This window comes from Arthrobacter sp. EpRS71 (assembly GCF_001512285.1).
Taxonomy (GTDB): domain Bacteria; phylum Actinomycetota; class Actinomycetes; order Actinomycetales; family Micrococcaceae; genus Arthrobacter.
In genome coordinates this window covers 20,966-37,439 of the sequence record NZ_LNUV01000003.1, presented here as the reverse complement: position 1 = coordinate 37,439, position 16,474 = coordinate 20,966, and the positions used below count along the sequence as shown (strand labels likewise).

General features: G+C 57.1%; 13 protein-coding genes. 9 read left to right on the top strand and 4 right to left on the bottom strand.

The window, feature by feature from the left end:
* Positions 1-191: 191 nt before the first annotated feature.
* Positions 192-395: a transcription antiterminator/RNA stability regulator CspE gene (gene cspE / locus AR689_RS03095; RefSeq protein ID WP_024819996.1), complete on the bottom strand. Its 204-nt coding sequence runs from the start codon at positions 393-395 to the stop codon at positions 192-194.
* Positions 396-704: 309 nt separating this feature from the next.
* Here cspE and AR689_RS03090 point away from each other — a divergent pair, with 309 nt between their 5' ends.
* The 5 genes from AR689_RS03090 (at position 705) to AR689_RS03070 (ending at position 9,532) form a co-directional block, all read left to right on the top strand.
* Positions 705-1,949 carry a flavin-containing monooxygenase gene (locus tag AR689_RS03090; RefSeq protein ID WP_062066681.1) on the top strand — a complete coding sequence of 415 codons (1,245 nt, stop codon included), beginning with the start codon at positions 705-707 and terminating at the stop codon, positions 1,947-1,949.
* 302 nt (positions 1,950-2,251) lie between these two features.
* Positions 2,252-3,715, top strand: coding sequence for an ATP-binding protein (locus AR689_RS03085; RefSeq protein ID WP_156424521.1), 1,464 nt, complete (start codon positions 2,252-2,254; stop codon positions 3,713-3,715).
* Positions 3,708-6,479, top strand: coding sequence for a Z1 domain-containing protein (locus AR689_RS03080; RefSeq protein WP_062066675.1), 2,772 nt, complete (start codon positions 3,708-3,710; stop codon positions 6,477-6,479). Before AR689_RS03085 ends, AR689_RS03080 begins: the two co-directional genes overlap by 8 nt.
* Entirely contained in the window at positions 6,472-7,473 is a 1,002-nt protein-coding gene (locus AR689_RS03075) for a PD-(D/E)XK motif protein (protein WP_062066672.1), read from the top strand. Before AR689_RS03080 ends, AR689_RS03075 begins: the two co-directional genes overlap by 8 nt.
* Positions 7,463-9,532, top strand: a complete 2,070-nt coding sequence (locus AR689_RS03070) for an AIPR family protein (protein ID WP_062066669.1) — start codon at positions 7,463-7,465, stop codon at positions 9,530-9,532. The genes AR689_RS03075 and AR689_RS03070 overlap by 11 nt, the downstream gene beginning before the upstream one ends.
* Here AR689_RS03070 and AR689_RS03065 read toward each other — a convergent pair.
* Entirely contained in the window at positions 9,529-10,986 is a 1,458-nt protein-coding gene (locus tag AR689_RS03065; RefSeq protein WP_231745425.1) for a DNA cytosine methyltransferase, read from the bottom strand. The genes AR689_RS03070 and AR689_RS03065 overlap by 4 nt on opposite strands.
* Before the next feature lie 880 nt (positions 10,987-11,866).
* Positions 11,867-12,730, bottom strand: coding sequence for an EamA family transporter (locus tag AR689_RS03060; RefSeq protein ID WP_062066666.1), 864 nt, complete (start codon positions 12,728-12,730; stop codon positions 11,867-11,869).
* Positions 12,731-12,817: 87 nt separating this feature from the next.
* Here AR689_RS03060 and AR689_RS03055 point away from each other — a divergent pair, with 87 nt between their 5' ends.
* Together AR689_RS03055 and AR689_RS03050 are read left to right on the top strand one after the other, a co-directional pair.
* Positions 12,818-13,321 (top strand): MarR family winged helix-turn-helix transcriptional regulator, encoded by a 504-nt coding sequence (locus AR689_RS03055; RefSeq protein ID WP_062066662.1) that lies wholly within the window; start codon positions 12,818-12,820, stop codon positions 13,319-13,321.
* Between the two features lie 23 nt (positions 13,322-13,344).
* Positions 13,345-13,935, top strand: coding sequence for a hypothetical protein (locus AR689_RS03050; protein ID WP_062066659.1), 591 nt, complete (start codon positions 13,345-13,347; stop codon positions 13,933-13,935).
* A 279-nt stretch (positions 13,936-14,214) separates the two neighbouring features.
* Here the strand turns inward: AR689_RS03050 and AR689_RS03045 are convergent, their stop codons facing one another.
* Entirely contained in the window at positions 14,215-14,664 is a 450-nt protein-coding gene (locus AR689_RS03045) for a hypothetical protein (protein ID WP_062066656.1), read from the bottom strand.
* Between the two features lie 248 nt (positions 14,665-14,912).
* Between AR689_RS03045 and AR689_RS03040 the strand changes: the two genes are divergently transcribed.
* Both AR689_RS03040 and AR689_RS03035 read left to right on the top strand, forming a co-directional pair.
* Positions 14,913-15,425 carry a hypothetical protein gene (locus AR689_RS03040; protein ID WP_062066653.1) on the top strand — a complete coding sequence of 171 codons (513 nt, stop codon included), beginning with the start codon at positions 14,913-14,915 and terminating at the stop codon, positions 15,423-15,425.
* A gap of 338 nt (positions 15,426-15,763) precedes the next feature.
* Positions 15,764-16,342, top strand: coding sequence for an SMI1/KNR4 family protein (locus AR689_RS03035; protein ID WP_156424519.1), 579 nt, complete (start codon positions 15,764-15,766; stop codon positions 16,340-16,342).
* Positions 16,343-16,474 lie beyond the last annotated feature (132 nt).

Below are 16,474 nucleotides of genomic sequence, written 5' to 3'. Positions count from 1 at the left end.
GAGCAGAAGCCCGGCCCCGAGCTCTACAGCACCGGACTCAGCGCCGACGAAGGACTCTGGCATCGCAAAGGATGGGCAGGCCGCACATGACACACCCGAGATTTACACACGTTTTGTCCTATAACCCATAAGGGCAGACAAAAAAGCAGGGCCGGTCAGTGACCGGCCCTGCTTTTTGCGTTATCCGAAGACTAGACAGCCTGGATGTTTACAGCCTGGGGACCCTTGGGGCCCTGCTCGACGTCGAAGGAAACCTTCTGGTTCTCTTCGAGGGAGCGGTAACCCGAGGAGTTGATCGCAGAGTAGTGAGCGAAAACGTCCTGGCTGCCATCTTCAGGAGAGATGAAGCCGAAGCCCTTTTCGGAGTTGAACCATTTTACGGTACCTGTAGCCATTTTTTCAGTCCTTACTGAAGGTGGAGATTGTCCCGACTTTCGGGTCTCCGGGTGTGGGGTGTTCTCCACAGTTACTTCAGAAAGTCACGATCCGGAAAGATCGTGGGGACTGCCTGAACTACCAAATGCCAAACACAACAACACCAACTAGTCTACAGAGATTTGAGCATATGGCTAGTGCTGGGGAACATTTATCTATCGGATGTTTCTGGACGGCCGATTTCACGAGACGAAGCGGCTCTGACCAGGTCCCGGATCCCACTCCGCTGCTGCCTGTTCTGTAAGCACTGCCAGGCGTAAAGTGCACCCATGGGACCGACCCCGGATACGGTCATCATCGGCGCGGGCCAGGCCGGCCTCACGACGAGCTATTGGCTCACGCAACTGGGCGTCGAGCATCAGATCCTGGATCGGCGCCACTCACTTGGCGGCGCATTCCAGGACCGCTGGGACAGCTTCTACATGAACACCCCAAACCTTGCCCTGGACCTCCCCGGGATGCCGTACGTCGGCGACGACCGGGACTCGTTCATCTCCCGGGACGCCGTGGTGAACCTCTTCAGGCGGTACGCCGAACTGATCGCCGCTCCAGTACACACGGGTGTGGACGTGACCGGGTTGACCTCAGCACCGAACGGTGGCTTCACCCTTGAAACGTCGCTCGGAAACCTGCGGGCCCGGAAGGTGGTCCTCGCAACGGGTGCCTACCAAGTCCCTAAGATCCCCGCACTGGCCGCCAAACTTCCCGCCGGCGTGACACAACTCCACACTCACCACTACCGCAATCCGTCGCAGCTCCCGGCGGGGGCAGTGCTCATCGTCGGCACCGGCCAATCGGGCGGGCAGATTGCCGAGGAGCTGCACGCCGCAGGCCGCGAGGTCCACCTCTCCGTCTCCATCGTTCCCGAAGCGCCCCGACGATACCGCGGCCAAGACCTCATCTACTGGATGCTCGAAACCGGCAAACACGGCCCCGACTACGGCGTCAACGCCCTCACCACCGAAGCGCTCCCCTCCCCCGCCCTACGCTTCGCGCCCAACCCGCTGCTCTCCGGCATAGACGGCGGCCACAGCATCCACCTCCGCGAACTCGGGCGCCGCGGCATGCACCTGCACGGTCACCTGGAAACCATCGACGACGGCGACATCACCTTCAGCGACGACGTCCCTGAGCGTCTTGGCACAGTTGAGTCGATCTTCGCGCAGCGCTCGGGAAGGGCGATTGATGCGTACATAGCGGCGGCAGGGATCGACGCACCGGAGCAGCCGCCTGCGCCGCCAGATGACTGGCTCCCGTCAGAACAAACTGAGCTGAACCTCGCCGGTGCGAATATCACGTCCGTTTTGTGGGCAACTGGGTTCAAGCTCGACTTCGGTTTCGTCGTCCACCCACTAGTCGATGAGTGGGGCTACCCACGACACTCGCGGGGCGCTACAGAGATTCCGGGCTTGTACGTCGTTGGCCTCCCTTGGCTGACCCGCCACTACTCCGCGATAGTCGGTGGCGTGGGCTTAGATACCAGACGTATCGCTGAGCGAATTTCCGGCCTGTGAACATCAATTCCGCACTCAGAAGAAACGCTCCCAAGAGGACGATTCCCTGCAAATGCCCAAACCTTCAGAGATACTCGATCTGGCCCAATCAGTAGTGGACAATTTGGCCAAATTTCGATCGCTCACCACCCGGACCAACGGTACTCGAAGCCCAGTAGCACCCTATATTCAGCCGTCCCTGCTCGACGACTGATGACCGGCCCGGTCCCCAGGAGACTGATAAAACATACTTTGCCGTTGCTGCCAGCTAGTATCCAAAGTGCTGGGCAACGTTGACGGCACGAACTACAACTGGGGGGTCAGTGACAACCGAGCAAATCCTTCCGCCGGATCCGCATCTCATGGAGTCCATGCGCGCCGTCGGCTACACACTTCAGACAGCCGTTGCTGACCTCATAGACAACTCGATATCCGCCGAGGCCACCAACGTCGACATATTCTTCGGCGATCAGCCTGATCCGTACGTCGCTTTAGTCGACGATGGCAAGGGAATGACGGCTGAGGATGCCATCAAAGCGATGCGCCTAGCGGGTGCCAGCCCGATGAAGTCGAGAAATCCGAAGGACTTGGGACGCTTTGGACTCGGACTGAAGACGGCGTCGTTGTCGCAGTGCCGAGACTTGGTACTCGTTTCGAAGCACGACGGCGTCCTGTGCGGCTTCGAATGGAACATCGATCACATGATCGAACAGCAATCCTGGAGCCTCCTCGTCCTAGCTGAAGATGAATTGCAGGAGCTCCCCCGATTCAACGAACTCGCCGGGCTCACTTCGGGGACGCTCGTCATTTGGCGGAACCTTGACCGGCTCGAAGCGACCGTTGGAGATCTCAGCTCATCGTTCGATGCAGCCATGATGGATGTCAAAAGCCACTTAGCACTTGTATTCCATAGATTTCTTGCAGGCGAACACGGTCTGCGCTTCGGTATCTCGCTGAACCGCACACCTGTACAAGGCTCCGATCCCTTCCTGGAGTCCAACAAGGCGACCCAACTCGGCCCATCCGAGTCCTTCTCCGTCGACGGGGAACGAATTGACGTCCAGCCGTACACGCTGCCGCATCTAAACCTGATGACGACCGCAGAAAAGAAGCGGGCTCAAGTCGCAGGCCGGGTCAGGGACAGCCAGGGCTTCTATATCTATCGTGGCAAGCGGTTGGTCATTTGGGGTACTTGGTTCCGCATAGCACCCAAGGACGATCTAGGGAAACTCGCCAGAGTCAAAGTCGATATCCCGAACACATTGGATCACTTGTGGTCTTTGGACATTAAGAAGGCTTCAGCAGCCCCACCACCGCAGATTCGGGACAATCTTCGCCGGATCGCGGGGCGCATCGTAGAGCCGAGCAAACGTGTCCACCTCTACCGTGGCCGCATCGTCCAAGAACAGTCCCGTACGAGTCCCGTGTGGAACGTAGTCGATGATCGGGGCACCTTCAGATATGAGATCAATCGGCAGCACCCAGCTTTGGAAATTTTGGCCGAGCAGATGAGTCCCAACGATGTGAAGCAACTGTCGGCGGTGCTTTCGCTTCTGGAATCGACCTTCCCAGTTGAGGACGCGTACAACAGACTCGGCCAAGACGAGAGCCACTCACCACTTCAGCCGTCCGCTCCAGAACTCGAAGGCTTGGCCTCGGCCCTTTGGAAAGCACACAAAGCAAGCGGAGGTGACTCGGAGCAGTTTGTCTCAGCTATGGCTTCGATTGAACCCTTCGCTCTCGCATCCGCCCCTGCAGAACTACTTTGGAAGGTCGTAAATGACTAGCCATGCCGCCACCGACCCCAGTGTCATCCGCTCTCAGATGGAAAAACTTGAGACCGTGGTGAGCGCTCTGCTCAGCGATGACACATACAGCGAGTCTCACCTACACGACCAGCTGGAAAATTTCCGCCCTGTCGTAGCTCCCGACGTCTCTGACAACGACATCACAGCAGTTCACCGACGGCTTGTGAGCAAATTGAGTATCGACGTCGAGATCGGTGTCGGAATCACCGACAAGGATTTCAAGCCTTGGCTCGCGACAAAAAAGCATCACATCGAATGGACTCGGTGGCTCACCTACAAGCAATGGCTACGTAACAACAATCGTTCTCCAAGAGTCCTCGAAAAGATGGAGGAATTCACTGACGAAATCCTCGACTACGTCGGAGACCCGACGCTGCTTGGACCTTGGGACCGAAAAGGCCTAATCATCGGTGACGTGCAGTCAGGCAAAACGCAAACGTACTTGGGTCTGCTCAACAAGGCAGCCGACGCGGGCTACCGCTTGGTCGTACTTTTGGCTGGCAATACGGAGTCCCTGAGGCAGCAAACACAGATTCGTGTTGACGAAGGATTTCTGGGCAAAGATTCAAGCCGAAACGTTTCTAGGTCAGGAACGGGAACCGCCGCCGATAGGTTTGTTGGAGTCGGCCGGCTGAACAAACAATTGACGTACGCAACCGGAATGACGACAGTTGTCCAGGACTTTCTGCAAGCCAGTAAGGATGCCACCAGCATCAGCGTGTCCGAGGAATCGCCCAACCCGTTCATCTTCGTCGTCAAGAAGAACGTCCATGTCCTAAAAGCGCTCATTGACTGGACGAACGACCAGCCAAAGTCTCATGGCCGGATCGATCTGCCTCTCTTGCTCGTCGACGACGAATCAGACTACGGCTCGGTAAACACCGGCAAGGAAGACGATCCGACCAAGACGAACTTCCTAATTCGTAAGCTCCTAGGAAAGTTTTCTCGGAACTCATATGTCGCCATTACGGCGACTCCGTTCGCCAATATCCTCATCGACCACGAGGCCGAGACTGTCAAGGACGGCGAAGTTCACCCCGACCTGTTTCCGAAGGACTTCGTCTACGGGTTGGAGGCTCCCACAAACTATGTGGGAGCCGATAAGGTCTTTGGGACCGAGGACGACATCAATGAAGTGAGCGTCATAGATCTCCACGACGTCGAGCCATTACTGCCGCTCAAGCACAAGCAGTACCATGCCATCCACGCCATCCCTGACAGCCTAAAGACTGCCATCCGCGTCTATGTTGTAGCGAACGCCATTCGTGATCTTCGAGGCCACGAAGACAAACGCCGCTCGATGCTCATCAACGTTTCTCGTTTCAAGCGAGTTCAGATGCACTTGCACGACTTGGTGAAGCATGAACTCGATAACATCAAGAATGCACTCGAAGCCCACGCCATCCTCTACACAGAGGGCGTCGAAAACCACATTATCGATGGTCTGAAGTCAACCTTCGAAACGTTCTACTCCGCTGCTGGGCCTACGTGGTCGGAAGTCTTGGCTGCGCTCCCGAGCTCAGCCAACGAAATTACTGTCAGGACATTCAACTCGGACACCGAAAAGCTCCTGAAGGAACAGCAGCAAAGCGCTGAAATGCCAAAGCGCGTCATCGCCATCGGTGGCGACGTGCTCAGCCGCGGCCTCACCCTCGAAGGCCTCATGGTGAGTTACTACTACCGAAACGTCCGTGCAGCCGACACCATGATGCAGATGGCTCGTTGGTTCGGTTATCGGGACGAATACGAAGACCTCTGCCGCATCTGGATCGATCCTGGAGTCGCAGCTGATTACCGGTTTATCGCTGACGCTGTAGCTGAACTACGTTCGGATCTGAAACTCATGCAGCGCCAGTCATTGACCCCCCTGGATTTCGGGCTGTCTATCCGCATGCATCCTGGAGCACTTCTGATCACGGCAAAAAATAAGTCCAAGTCGGCCGCAGTGGAGCCTAAGGTCATCAGCCTTATCGGGCGGCGCATTGAAACCTCACGGCTCGACCCGAGAAAAACGACCATAAAGGAAAACAGGGATGCTGCCATCGCTCTGGCTGAGGCACTCGTCGGAACGTTTGGCCGGCCCGGTCAAACCCAACGTGGCTACCCGCGTTTCACTGACGTCCCGCAAAGCTTGGTCGCCGCCTTCCTTGACGAATACACAGCACACAGGATGGACGAACTGTTCTACGGCAACGCCATCAGCAAGTTTGTGAAGAACAACAAGACGGCCAAGTTCTCGAAGTGGGATGTAGTCTTCGTCAACGGTACAAAGACGGCCGATTCCGAAGAAACGTTTGGCGGTGTGAAGATCCATCCACCGACCCGAACTATGACCGTCGGAGCCGCTGACGAACTGCTCGTGTCAGGAAAAAGTAGCAGGCTGGCAGGTAGCGACGACCTCAGAAAAATACTCGACACCGCCACCGATGACTCTCTTACCGAAGGCTTCAAGCAGGAGTACCCGGGAAAGCAAGTCCCAGAATCAGCAATCTACGAGCACCTTCCGAGGCCAACCTTGCTTGTCTATGTTCTGGTGCCTAACTTCAAGGAATTGCCAGAAAAGGATCGTAAAAAAGTCGCGAACATTGAACAAGAGCAAATCGTTGGCATCAAGCTGGCGTTTCCGGGGAACCGCCTCGACGTCAACAACCGCGACGGCGACGTTCGCTACCTCATCAACACTGTCGCTCAGCAACAGTGGTTCGTAGAGTACTCCGGCACTGACGAGGATGACGATGTCTAATCCCATCGAAGCCACATGGTTGAGCGCCATCGAGCAACGGCTTCCCAGAACACTTGAAGTCGATCCGGATCTCGATCTTCGCCTCGTCTGTGGCACTGACCAAGCTGGACAACCGATGTTCTGTTCCATCAGCAGCCTCAAGCCGGCTATTCCGGAGCTGTCAGATGCCGTTGATGTGACACGCACTCAGAGAAGCATTGACGGCCATTGGGTACTCCTGCTTACGCTCAAGGCGCCCAGATTTACAGACGTCTTCGTCCAGCTCTGCGCGCATATCGTGGATCGTGTCTCCGAGACCAGCTCTGAAGCCCAAGGGCTTGCAGCCTTCATTGCCAGTGTTGAGGAGTGGCGGACCCTCCTTCAGGCTCCGGCGAGTCAGCGGCTCTCTTTGGAAGCTGCGCGGGGCCTTTTCGGCGAACTTTGGGTCGGCTTCTCGAACCTAGTGCCAGATTGCTCCATCCGCCACGTAATGGATGCCTGGCGTGGGCCGTTCCAAAGTGACCAAGACTTTCAGTTCCCTGGCGGGCCGTTGATTGAGGTGAAAACTGTTCACAGTCACGCTCGACGCATTCAGATTTCCTCGGAAAACCAGCTCAATCGCCTGCCGGATGAGCGCCTCTTCGTCTGCGTCGTGGCCGCTGATGACGCCATGACAGAGACCCCAGGGGCGCTGACGATTCCTGCGCTCCTCGACCGAACGGACCGACTTCTGCAAGATGCTGGCGTTGCGCAGTCTGAACTTGTGAACCGTCTCGCCGAACTCCGTTTCGATCGAACCGACGACGTCTACGCCGACATGCACTTCCTGCCGACAGGCGTTCGATATCTGGAAGTAGCTGAGTCCTTTCCGCGGATCGAGCCCCGCATGCTTCCAGCAGGCGTCAACCGCGTCTCCTACTCCCTGGATCTGGCGGATCTAGCGCCCTTTGAATGCGATTTTTCACAGCTGGGGCTACCTACAGCAGAACTGAAGGTTTCGTCGAATGAATCTTGATGATTTCTACTTGGACCTGCAGAACACGGTCAACGCGCGCGCAGCAGTCGATAACGACTACACCTCTATGGCCTTCATGGCAGAGGTGTCGGAACGCTTCGCCGAAGCCGGTGAAGTTGAAGACTTTACGGTGATACAGTTTGAAGGGTCTGGTCAACGCAACAAAAAGCTTGCCGTCAACGCGTACGATCTGGACGATGCCGACGAATCGGTCTCACTCGCCGTTCTTCTGCACTCGAACTCCGACTCCATCGACGTGGTCACTGCTACCGACGCCAAAAAACGTCTGTCAGCACTCGAGAACTTTCTATCGGAAGCAGTTTCCGGACACTTCACGGCTGGCAGAGAAGAAAGCTCAGCCGCATATCAGCTCGCAACAGACCTCCACCACCGGGGACGAGCGGTCTCGCGTTACCGTCTTTACCTCGTCACCAATGGCCGACTCAGCGACCGTATCAAGGGAGTCCCATCGTCGACTCTTAACGGGGTCCCCGTAGATTTCCACCTCTGGGACCTGCAAAGACTCCACCAAGTTCAGGAGTCCCAACAAGGCCGTGAAGCCCTCGAGATCAACTTGACGAAGTGGGTACCGGAGGGGCTGCCAATACTAGAAATTAGCGGTGATTCGACGGATTTCGCTACGTATATGGCTGCCGTCCCCGGCGCCCTCGTTGCCGACCTGTATGCGCAGTACGGAAGCAGACTTCTCGAAGGGAACGTCCGATCTTTTCTAAGCGGGCGGGGCAAGGTCAATAAGGGTATCAAGACGACAATTCTGTCCGAACCTGAGATGTTCATGGCGTACAACAACGGCATCACCGCCACCGCCACGGGCCTAACGCGGACTTCGGATGGGCTCAGAGCAACGTCCCTCGTTGACCTCCAGATTGTGAACGGTGGACAGACCACTGCTTCGCTGTTCTACGTGGCGAGGGAAAACGCCAAAGACTCGGTACTCAGTGACGTGTTCGTGCCGATGAAACTCGTGGTCGTAGACCCAGAGAAGGCCGTTGACCTCGTTCCAAAGATCTCGCGCTTCGCCAACAGCCAGAACCGCGTCAGCGAGGCAGACTTCTTCTCAAATAGCCCGTTCCATATTCGGCTAGAAGAGCTCTCGCGAAGGTTGCTCGTCCCTGCTCGCCCTGGCGTCAACTACCACACTAAGTGGTATTACGAGCGGACCCGCGGCCAGTACCTCAACGAAAAAAACAAGCTCTCCGCTACCGATGCGACCAAGTTTGCGGCCACCTATCCGCGAAGCCAGGTTTTCACCAAGACAGACGCGGCAAAGTATGCGGTTTCATGGGATCAAAAACCATATGTCGTTAGTGCCGGTGCACAAAAGAACTTTGTGGCTTTCGCCGAAGGTATCGCTAGGATATGGGAGACTTCCAACGAAGAAATCAACGAACAGTATTTCCGGGACCTCGTCGCCAAAGCGATCATGTACGAGGAAATCCGACGTTCTGTTGCCAAGGCAGACTGGTACGACAAGGGCTATTTGGCGAATATCGTCACATACACGATGGCAAAGTTGGCCTTCGAAATTGGCAGGCAGGCCCCCGGAAAGCACCTCAACTTCGCGGCAATTTGGCAGCAACAAACGTTGACCGAGGCCATGACGACGACTGCGCTCTCAGTCGGAAAACTCGTGGCCGGCTCCCTCACGTCACCGACTCGCCGCGTCGCGAACGTAACCGAATGGGCCAAGTCGGCGACATGCTGGGAGACAGTGAGAGCCGCGCCATTCGATTTGCCAGAGAGCTTCACGAAGGAGCTCATCGATTCGTCCGTCCGAGCGGAGGCCAAGACCACATCCAAGGCTACTCAGAAGATAGACAACGGCATTGACATACAGACGCAAGTCTTGTCGACCACCAAGGCGGAGTGGGAGAGCCTGCGCACGTTCGCCATCGCCAATCGCGTCGCGGGGCCAACGGATATTGGCATCCTCGATTTGGTAACCGGCCGTAAGAACGGATTCCCATCAGTGCGTCAAAGCGTCCGCCTTGTCGCGACCCTACACAAAGCAAGAGAGAGAGGATTCTCGGACTTCTAGTCTTCGCTCACATCCTCAGTTCCATCGAGACGCAGGGTTTCGACCACCTTCTCTGCTATGAGCCTGGCCAAGAGTGGTGGGACCGCGTTTCCGACTTGATGGAACTGCATTGTCCGCGAGCCTTCGAAGAAATAGTTATCGGGAAACGTCTGCAGCCTTGCAGCTTCGCGCACCGTCAAGCTTCGCATCTGGCACTCGTCTGGATGAATATAGTAGTGCCCATCTTTGGATATGTGCGAGACGATCGTCGTCGATGGTTCGTTCCACACCTGAACCCGGAATCGATCCAGGAACGGTGTGTTGTCTCCGCCGATGTTCTTGTGGTTGGGCTCAAGGCCTTCAGGCAGGTCCGCGAACTTGGGGCTCTTACCCAGTTCCTCGGCCTTCCACGCAAGGTGTGCGTAACGCTCAATATCCGATTCCATATGGCTACGGGACTCATGCTGCAGCGGCGACACCAAAGCATCGTCTTCAATCCACTTTCGATATCTAATAACAGCAGCGCGGCGGCCATCTTCCTGCACCTGCTGCCCCACTTGGTCCGGGCCCGAATCAGCCGATGCAGACGCGACTTCAGCAGAACGCTGATCGCGACGGCCGAGAGCACGTTTCCGAAGGGTGTCCCAATTCTCTTGGCTGTCATGACGCTTCGGCGAGATCTTTGAACGCAGGAACGGCAGATCTGCAATGGCATCTTTGACCGTAACTCTAGAACTCGGTTCTAGGACGGCGCGGTTGGTTCTCTCGACAACGTCTGATCTGACTCCTAACAGAATGACACGGTGACGTTTCTGTGGAATGCCATAATCTTCTGCGGGGATCACGAAGTCTTTCGGAGAGAGAGTTCCGCTCTTCCTATCGATTACAAGTGAACGGACTTCGTACGTCAGGGAAGAACTCGGATGTTGCAGATCGTGCAGAATCTGGCCAAACATTCCGACGCCATGATTGGTAGAGGAGAGCAAGCCTTTCACGTTTTCCATCACAAAGAGAGCAGGGGCAAATTGCTTGATGATGTCTAGATATTCTTCATAGAGGAAGTGTTTTTTATCGAAGGCAAATTGCTTGTCATTCGTCCGACGGGACCGTCCTGCAAGTGAGTAGGCTTGGCAGGGCGGCCCCCCGATAAGTACCCAGTCTCCGTCAGAGTTATTGGATGCAGCTGCCAGTGCACCCTTAATCTTTTGCGCGACATCCTCGCGAGTTGCCTCACTAAGTTCAATCTCGTGAACATGGGCCGTCGCAACCTCAAGAGCAGCGGCAACTCTAGGCTCTTCCTTAAAGTCCTCCCAAGACTTCGACCCCGAAATGTACTTGTAGTACGACTCCGGCACCCCACCGTTTCGCTTGAGGTGCCTGAAGACCGATCGAAGCGTCAGCGTTGCAACTGCGTTCGGCTCCATCTCGAAGGATCCAACTGTTTGAAAGATCGGGTCGCCGTCTTCCTCACCCATGCTGGAGAATCCTTCGTTGAGACCTCCAGGACCGGCAAACAGGTCTATCACTGGGATGGGGGTTCGCATTGCTCCCCGGATTTCGTCACTCATAGTCTGACCAGGTTACCAAGTCCTGGCCGGGAACCGCGCATCGAACTGGCGCCAAATGAGAAGGCCAGCCGACGTCACATATCGCGGTGAGAACTTGGCCCATGTGGGAGACCCCTAAGTTGTCCAGCAGGATCATAACTACTCCTCGTAAAGAACGCCTTTGCATTGACCAGTCCAGAGTGCACCCCGGGGCTGCATGCACGGGCAGAAGCAGCCGATCTAGGTGGCGAGACGACCCAAATTAGGAGGTGAACAGCCGACATGTGAGTGATCGCTAGGCTCGTCTAGGTGTTCCACTTCAAGACCTCGTCGCAATGAAGTCCGGCCCAGCCCGTAGCGGCGATCTCCCGACACGTAGATTCAAAGGTATCCGCCCCCTAGTACTGGAAAATGCCTATGGAACCACCCACCGAACGCCGATTTCCTAGCACCACTTGCAAATAGTGAGCATCAGCACCTCCGAGAACTCCCGATGGTCTGCTGTCGCCAATCCCCTTCCACGGATCGGACGGCCTAACTAGGCTCCCAGTGACGGCACCCCGGCCCCTATGCAACGAGGTAACCCGGCATATTCAGCATTACTCCCACGCTGTCAGAAGCCAGCCTCAAATCCCCGCGGCACCATGCGGGCGGGACAATACCTCCAAGCAAGTGCTATTGGGATACATCTCCGAGCCCAAACGACGTCATGAGCAGCGTAGGCGCGCCGCGGGCGCGTATCACCTTTGCGGGTTATCTCAGCGATTTGGTTTCACCTGAACCTGTTCGCCCTTGGGAAGCGCAAGGCCTACCGCAGACTCCCAGCCCCCTGCACCAAACCCACCGACCCCAGCACCAGCCCCGCTCCCACGATCTGCCACCCCGACAACATTTCCCCCAGGAACATGAACCCCAGCACCGTAGCAACTAGCGGGCTCAGGAATCCCAGGAACGAGACCACCATCGTCGGCAGCCGCTGGATCCCCCTGAACCACACGGCATAAGCGACCAAAGCTCCGATCACGCTCAAGTACGCAAAGCCCGCAAGATTAGGCAAAGTAACCGACCCCGGTAAACCTTCAACCATCAGCGTCACCGGCAGGAGCATTACTCCACCCATCGCCAACTGCAGGCCGGTAAACCCAAGCAGCCCCACGCCGTCGGGCTTTCCCCAGCGCTTGGTGAGGACAATGCCCGCCGCCATGCTCAGCGCCCCCGCCATCCCGGCCAGCACACCCACAAAAGTAAGCGTCGCGTCGGACCGCAGGACGAGCAAGCCAACACCGGCTGCTCCGACCGCGCAGGCAACCACGTGCATCAGGCGGATCCTTTCCCCCAGAAGCAGCACGCCCAGGAAGAGTACGAACAGCGGCTGCACGGACATCACCAGTGCGGCGAGACCACCGGGTAGCTGGTACGCGGTGAAGAACAGCAGGAAGAAGAACAGCCCTATATTGAGCGCGCCCAGCGCCGCTGCTTTGAACCACCAATTCCCCCGCGGCCACGTCCGAGTGACCAGCATCAGCACGATCCCAGCCGGCAGGGCCCGAACGGTAGCGGCGAGGAGAGGTCGGTCGGCGGGGAGAAACTCGGTAGTCACCAGATACGTGGAGCCCCACACCATCGGCGCCAGGGCGGTGATGAAGAGGTCGCGAGGGGACGCTTTAGTCATTGTTCATTTCCATACATTTCGATGTCGAATTATTTGATGTAGGACAATGTAGGTGCTGTACTGTTTGAGGTCAAGCATGGGAGGACAATGGAACGCGACGCAGTAGACCTGATTCTTGAACAGTGGAACAAGGAGCGGCCCGACGTGGACGTCAGCTCCATGGGCGTCCTGGGCAGGCTGAACAGGGCCAGCCGCCTGGCCTCACTGGACGTACAGAAGTTCATGAACCGGTTCGGATTGGAACCGTGGGAGTTCGATGTCCTGGCAACGCTCCGCAGATCGGCCGCCGAAGCTCCGCTCACACCCGGGCGGTTGGCCAGCCTCACCATGATCGGTTCCGCGGCCATGACCAACCGCGTGGACAGGCTCGTCACCCGCGGGCTCGTTCACAGAGAGACCAACCCCGAAAACCGCCGGCAGTTGCTGATCAGCCTCACCCCCGAGGGTCGCACTCTGGTGGACGACGTGGTGGAGCACCACGTGGAAAATCAGCAACGGATGCTCGACGGACTGTCCAAGACCGAGCGCACACAGCTCGCCAACCTCTTGCGCAAATTCCTGCTAACAAACAACGACGGCGAACCCTCCTAAGCGGGCTCGTGCAAGGATGAGGCGTGGACACTTCCTCTGAGAACCTGGCGATCGCGATCGGTAAGGCTATGGGCGGCGGGGACGGAACGTCCTACGACGGCATCTCTTACTGCCAGAGCGGAAACCACGTCGAGCGGTACGCCATCTCGGTGGTCCCGAGGGGTTTCATCTGGTCCGCCCAAAAAATGCCGGACGGAAGCACCCGAACCTTCGACCCCCAAAGACTGATCATCCGGACCGACGGTGTGGATGATCCCTACGGCCTGTCCATCGACCAAATCCCGTTTTCCTTCCCTGAAGCCGTCAAGCTGTCATTCCCTTGGTCCTTACCAATCTGGGGCCGGCACATGGACCGCTATCACCCGGTCGCTTCCGAAGTACATGGCCCGGACACGACAGTCCTGCTCAGGGACCGCACGGACCCTACGATCTTTGGGTCCTTCACCTTCGAAACCGAAAGCGGGATTGCGAAAACCCTCATTACACCGACATCCATCCTGAGACTGGAGCGCGAGGCCCGGCCGGACAACGGAAAGTACGACTTCGGGTTCGTCGCCGGCTCAGGTGACCCGGATCTGCAGAACCGCCTTCGCCCGGATAAAAACACCCAGTAATAGGGAGATGGCCCGCAGACGTCTGACCACAGGCCATCGCCAGCTTCCCCATCACTCAAGTTCGTCAGGCTCCGGACTGGACTCTTGTCGCTTGCTGCGCCGCAACACATAAACGCCATAGCAGCCGAACCCCAGCATGAGAACTGCAGCGCCGGCACGCCACCAGACGAACGGCTGCCACAACGCGAAATTGACGGCCATAAGAAAAACGCCACGACTTGAATGGGATGTGGACTTTTCATGTGTCCTCCTGCCTGCCGCAATTCGAGAACGAGGAGGCTACCAACCGGCGCAGCCCATCAGGGTCAGTCCGATGCCGGAAATGACTTGAACCAGCGCCCACCCGACTACCGCGCCACCGGGAGCAAACACGGTTACCATGGCGCCGCCCACGCCCAGCGCACAACTCCAGAGCATGGTCCCTGGGCTGCCACCAATATTCAGGTGCGCCACTTGCTGCCCGCCAATATACACGTCCAGGAATCCCGGACAGGTGGCAGGATCATTGCTGGACCAATTGAACGACAAACCCAGATTGGTGCAGAACGAGTAGTACTGTCCCGCTGGTTCAGGCGGCGCCGGACTTTTCGCGTCCGCCGGAATCTCAACGACGGCAGCTCGCGTTGGACCCGCAGGTTCAGTTGCGTTGGCGGGAGTCAGCCCCGTAAGGGCCAATCCGGCGCTGACTGCCAGGGCCGCTGCTATCTTGCTGATCTGCTTCAGGATCATGATTGCTCCTAGTGAAGAACGATCTTGCTTTGACTCGCACAGCCTGCGCCCGTCGAATGATTGCACAGACGAAAAAAGGCAAACTAGGTGGCGATTTCACTGAAACTAGGTGCCCAAAAGAGCCAAAATGAGTAGTCTCTAGCCTCGTCTAGGTGCCACGCACCCCCACCCGAAGAGTTACCTAATGCCCATGCGCCAAGGCACCATAAGTTGACCCAGAAACTCCAAGGTCGTCGAGAGGCAGTGGTATGGAGAAAATCAGTTCGGCTGCAATCGACCTGATTTCGGCAAGAGCTTTGTGGGTTATTAGGCAGGACGCTGCAACGACCGCGATCTCGGCTGCGACCGAAGCTCTGGTCGAAGGGCACGACGGCCAGGGACTCCGAGAGCTTGCCGGAGCTTCGCCACACATCAACGTCTTCGAGCTTCGAGATCTCATCGACGATGCCCTCAATGAGCTTGGCTTGGCAGCAGTTGAGATGACCGGCGACGAAGCGAAGCTCTTTGCGGCACACTTCTACGCCCGCCGAGCCATCGAAGGCAACTTGCGGATACGGGAACTCACATCGTGGGCGCACAGGGTTGTCGGCCATGAAGGTCACCCCATTGCCCAGGAGTTGGTTGACCTCGACGACGCCTATGACGCGTACGACGATGGGTGGGGTGAAGAACCTAACGCCATGCAGGTGATCATTCGTTTCGTCGATACAGCCTGCCCGGAGCTCAAGAGGTGGACACGACCTGGAACGGCGAACCAGTGAACAACCGCGGGCTCTGGATCTTGCCGGATTCGCTGATGACCTTGGAACCCTCCACGTGGGGTTTGGGCCACAACTGAACGACTGCCCACACGTCGGCCAGCGCCTGGCCCAAGGGCACACTCCGCCGCCTATGTTTTCGAGTGATATGCGGAAATGTCCTTCAACAAGCCCCACCAAGGACACTGGGTCAAGAACGGCGTCAACTGAGGCAGGTGTTTTCATATCTTGTAGCCTTGCCACTTAGATCTGGAGCCGTGTCCTCAAACGCCGTATTTAGGCCTGGAGCCCACCGGCCGTTGGTGCTGGCATCAATGAAGACCCTGTGCAAGGTTTGCTCCATGAAACATGACATGACCGTTTCGATGACGACCATCGATGAGTCCTTGGCGCAACTGCAACTTGGTGCATCAAAACTGCTGAGGCCTGGACTTCCCGCCCAAACCGTTACCGAAGAACTCACAGCACGTGGCCTTCTGCCCGGCGCAGATCTCATTGCGCTCTACGGATGGCACGATGGGACAAACTCAAACCCGGACGTACTTTTGAACGACATGTATTTGATGCCCGGCTATTACCTTCTAAGTCTTCGTGAAGCGTTGGAAACTTACGACCGATTCGTCAACGAGTACCACGAGAACTCATCGTGGCTTCCACTTCTAGAAGACAACTCTGGGGGCTATGTATTCGTAGACTGCTCGGCGATCGACCATCAGCCGGTATACGACTTTAACTTCGAAAACGTTAAAAACAAGCTCATGCACAGCTCCATCCGGGACATGCTTGCAACTCTTGCCGTCGCATTCACGCAGGGCATCTTCTACAAAGATGGAGATGGCTGGTTCGACATGAAGGACGACGCTTTTTGGAAACTGGCCGCGAAAATGAATCCCACTGCCCAGTACTGGACTGAAGATTAGCTCGAGTGGACTCCAAAGGTAGGCCCTTGGGGCAGCAAGCCCTCAACGGCATGGGCAAGGGCTGGCCCGGCCTCCCCGCCTACCCAAGTCCTCGTCAGCGTCAGCTAAGCACGGCACCAAAGTCACCCTCCG

Coding starts and splice junctions, on each gene's coding strand:
- cspE (WP_024819996.1), bottom strand. CDS start 395: ATGGCTACAGGTACCGTAAAATGGTTCAACTCCGAAAAGGGCTTCGGC.
- AR689_RS03090 (WP_062066681.1), top strand. CDS start 705: ATGGGACCGACCCCGGATACGGTCATCATCGGCGCGGGCCAGGCCGGC.
- AR689_RS03080 (WP_062066675.1), top strand. CDS start 3,708: ATGACTAGCCATGCCGCCACCGACCCCAGTGTCATCCGCTCTCAGATG.
- AR689_RS03075 (WP_062066672.1), top strand. CDS start 6,472: ATGTCTAATCCCATCGAAGCCACATGGTTGAGCGCCATCGAGCAACGG.
- AR689_RS03070 (WP_062066669.1), top strand. CDS start 7,463: ATGAATCTTGATGATTTCTACTTGGACCTGCAGAACACGGTCAACGCG.
- AR689_RS03065 (WP_231745425.1), bottom strand. CDS start 10,986: ATGGGTGAGGAAGACGGCGACCCGATCTTTCAAACAGTTGGATCCTTC.
- AR689_RS03060 (WP_062066666.1), bottom strand. CDS start 12,730: ATGACTAAAGCGTCCCCTCGCGACCTCTTCATCACCGCCCTGGCGCCG.
- AR689_RS03055 (WP_062066662.1), top strand. CDS start 12,818: ATGGAACGCGACGCAGTAGACCTGATTCTTGAACAGTGGAACAAGGAG.
- AR689_RS03045 (WP_062066656.1), bottom strand. CDS start 14,664: ATGATCCTGAAGCAGATCAGCAAGATAGCAGCGGCCCTGGCAGTCAGC.
- AR689_RS03040 (WP_062066653.1), top strand. CDS start 14,913: ATGGAGAAAATCAGTTCGGCTGCAATCGACCTGATTTCGGCAAGAGCT.
- AR689_RS03035 (WP_156424519.1), top strand. CDS start 15,764: ATGAAACATGACATGACCGTTTCGATGACGACCATCGATGAGTCCTTG.